This window comes from Microbulbifer okhotskensis (assembly GCF_023895975.1).
In the GTDB taxonomy this organism is placed as follows: Bacteria; Pseudomonadota; Gammaproteobacteria; order Pseudomonadales; family Cellvibrionaceae; genus Microbulbifer; species Microbulbifer okhotskensis.
The window spans coordinates 1-2,026 of the sequence record NZ_JALBWM010000251.1 but is presented as its reverse complement, the minus strand read 5'-3'; the positions used below and the strand labels follow the sequence as shown (position 1 = coordinate 2,026).

Sequence of the window (2,026 nt, the reverse complement as noted above, 5' to 3'; positions counted from 1 at the left end):
TCTTCTCGATATTCTACCAAAACCAGTATCTATGCGGGCGTTTTTCAACAGCCTGTTAGGGGTGCCTGGCAAGCTAAGGCAAGGAATTTATTGTGAATAAGCTCAAACTGATACACTTGTCCATATAGCACCGCTTGAGTATATTCACTTTGGCAAATGGCCACTGATTAAGTTTATCTACATGATGGCCCGTTATTTGGTCTATAGGGTTCCAAACCGAGCGGCAATTTCTATGTTTTGGTCAATTAGACCCTTGTAGGCATAATGGTGGACTGACAAGAGAAAATTTCCAGGCTATTACCATGGAAGACCCAGTGGCCGCGATACGAGTCCCGTTGCTGGGTGGGTGTGTTGTATAGGTATAAGCTGCTAAAGAAGGCGTCATCTACCACTTACAGATGGTGATTTTCATTACTCTTATATTTGCAGTCAAATTTTATTTCCCCTTTGATATAGCTGGACTTGAGCGCTCTATATGCAATTAAGATGCTTATTCGTATTTTTCCTCAGTGCAATACTATTTTTTTATACAGCTGCAGCAGAGGAAACCAACCCCGAGAGGTATTGGCCGGCTGGCGCGCAATTGGTGATTTCCCTATCCATGCAGTTTGAAGCGACAGCACAGGATGCTCATGCAGAAGGACCTTTTGGGCCAATGAATGAAAAATATCCTGATACCGTAACGCCAACCTGGTATGACTATGGTATGAATGAAGGAATACCGCGTATGCTTGATCTTTGGGATAAGCATGGAATCAAAGTCACCTCCCATATGGTTGGGCGCGCAGTGGAGCTAAATACCAGTCTTGCTAAAGAAGTAGTTCAGCGAGGGCATGAAGCAGCAGGACATGGGCAAGCCTGGACTGAGCAATATTCATTGGGCAGGGAAGAAGAGTACCAAGCCAATGCTAAAAGCATCTCAATTATAGAAAAAATTACGGGTCAACGCCCGGTGGGATATAATGCGTTTGGTATGCGCCACTCGAAGAATACATTGGATATTCTTCAACAGTTAGGGTTTATTTATCATGTCGATAATGTGGCTCGTGATGAACCCTTTCTAATTTTTCTGAATAATAAGCCTCTCGTTGTTGTCCCTTATACGGTGAGAAATAACGATTTCTTTCGTTATGATAGCTACTCACCCATGACTAGTGCCGCTTTCCTTCAGGAACTGAAGGATGAGTTTGATGTGCTCTATGAAGAGGGAGAAAAGAAACGGAGAATGATGTCAATCAGTGTGCATGATAGAATGGCTACCCCTGCAATGATTAAGGCCCTGGATACCTTCCTCAATTATGCCAAGCAGCATAAAGGCGTGGCCTTTATGCGGAAAGATGAAATTGCTCGATGGATTCTGCAGCAAAACAATGTTCCGGTTGCAACCAAGCGTGAAACTCTTCAAGCTATTGGGAAATCCTTGCCTGAAGGTATGGAATAGATGAATGCTGTTCTTTGGTACATATTGATATTAAATAACTGCATAAAATAAAATGTATTCATTTAACCTAACATCAAGATAGGCGGTGCATACATCCCTGTATATCTCTAACTAGCATCATACTTCAGAATCATTGGGGACTGAGTAGAATGACGTTTATTTAAGCTTCAGGGTATGGCCATGTTTTTTTATTTTTTCTTGCGTTTCTTTTCTCGGCATCATCAGTCGGGAAATTGGTTTGGAGCGCCGGTATGAACACCCTCGCCTTAGCAAAGATACTGAAATTCACACCCACTATATGAAGCCACCACTATAAAAAATAAATAGTATAGCGGTGGGAGAATATTAACTATTATCTTCCTGACTTGATGTAGCGTACTGAAGAGTCTTCATTAATTCTGACAAGCACTTTTTTATTCGCTATTTGCGCAGGTAGTAGTGTGGAGCATATGGCTTCAGCACCAGGATCTTGCAAATTTAATGTTGTGTAAATACCTTCTACAGGAGTACAGCTCAATAGGGTCTCATCACCAGGGCTGTCCCATATAAATCAGCTTAAATCGTGGCTGTAATTATCTTGTCTAA

Annotated in this window: 1 protein-coding gene; it reads left to right on the top strand. The window is 42.0% G+C overall.

What is annotated here, in order from left to right; all coding sequences use genetic code 11:
• The first annotated feature begins 475 nt into the window (after positions 1-475).
• Positions 476-1,441 (top strand): polysaccharide deacetylase family protein, encoded by a 966-nt coding sequence (locus MO867_RS21735; protein WP_252473051.1) that lies wholly within the window; start codon positions 476-478, stop codon positions 1,439-1,441.
• Positions 1,442-2,026 lie beyond the last annotated feature (585 nt).

Bases quoted from the DNA above. Each gene is read 5' to 3' on its own strand.
- MO867_RS21735 (WP_252473051.1), top strand. From the start codon at position 476: ATGCAATTAAGATGCTTATTCGTATTTTTCCTCAGTGCAATACTATTT.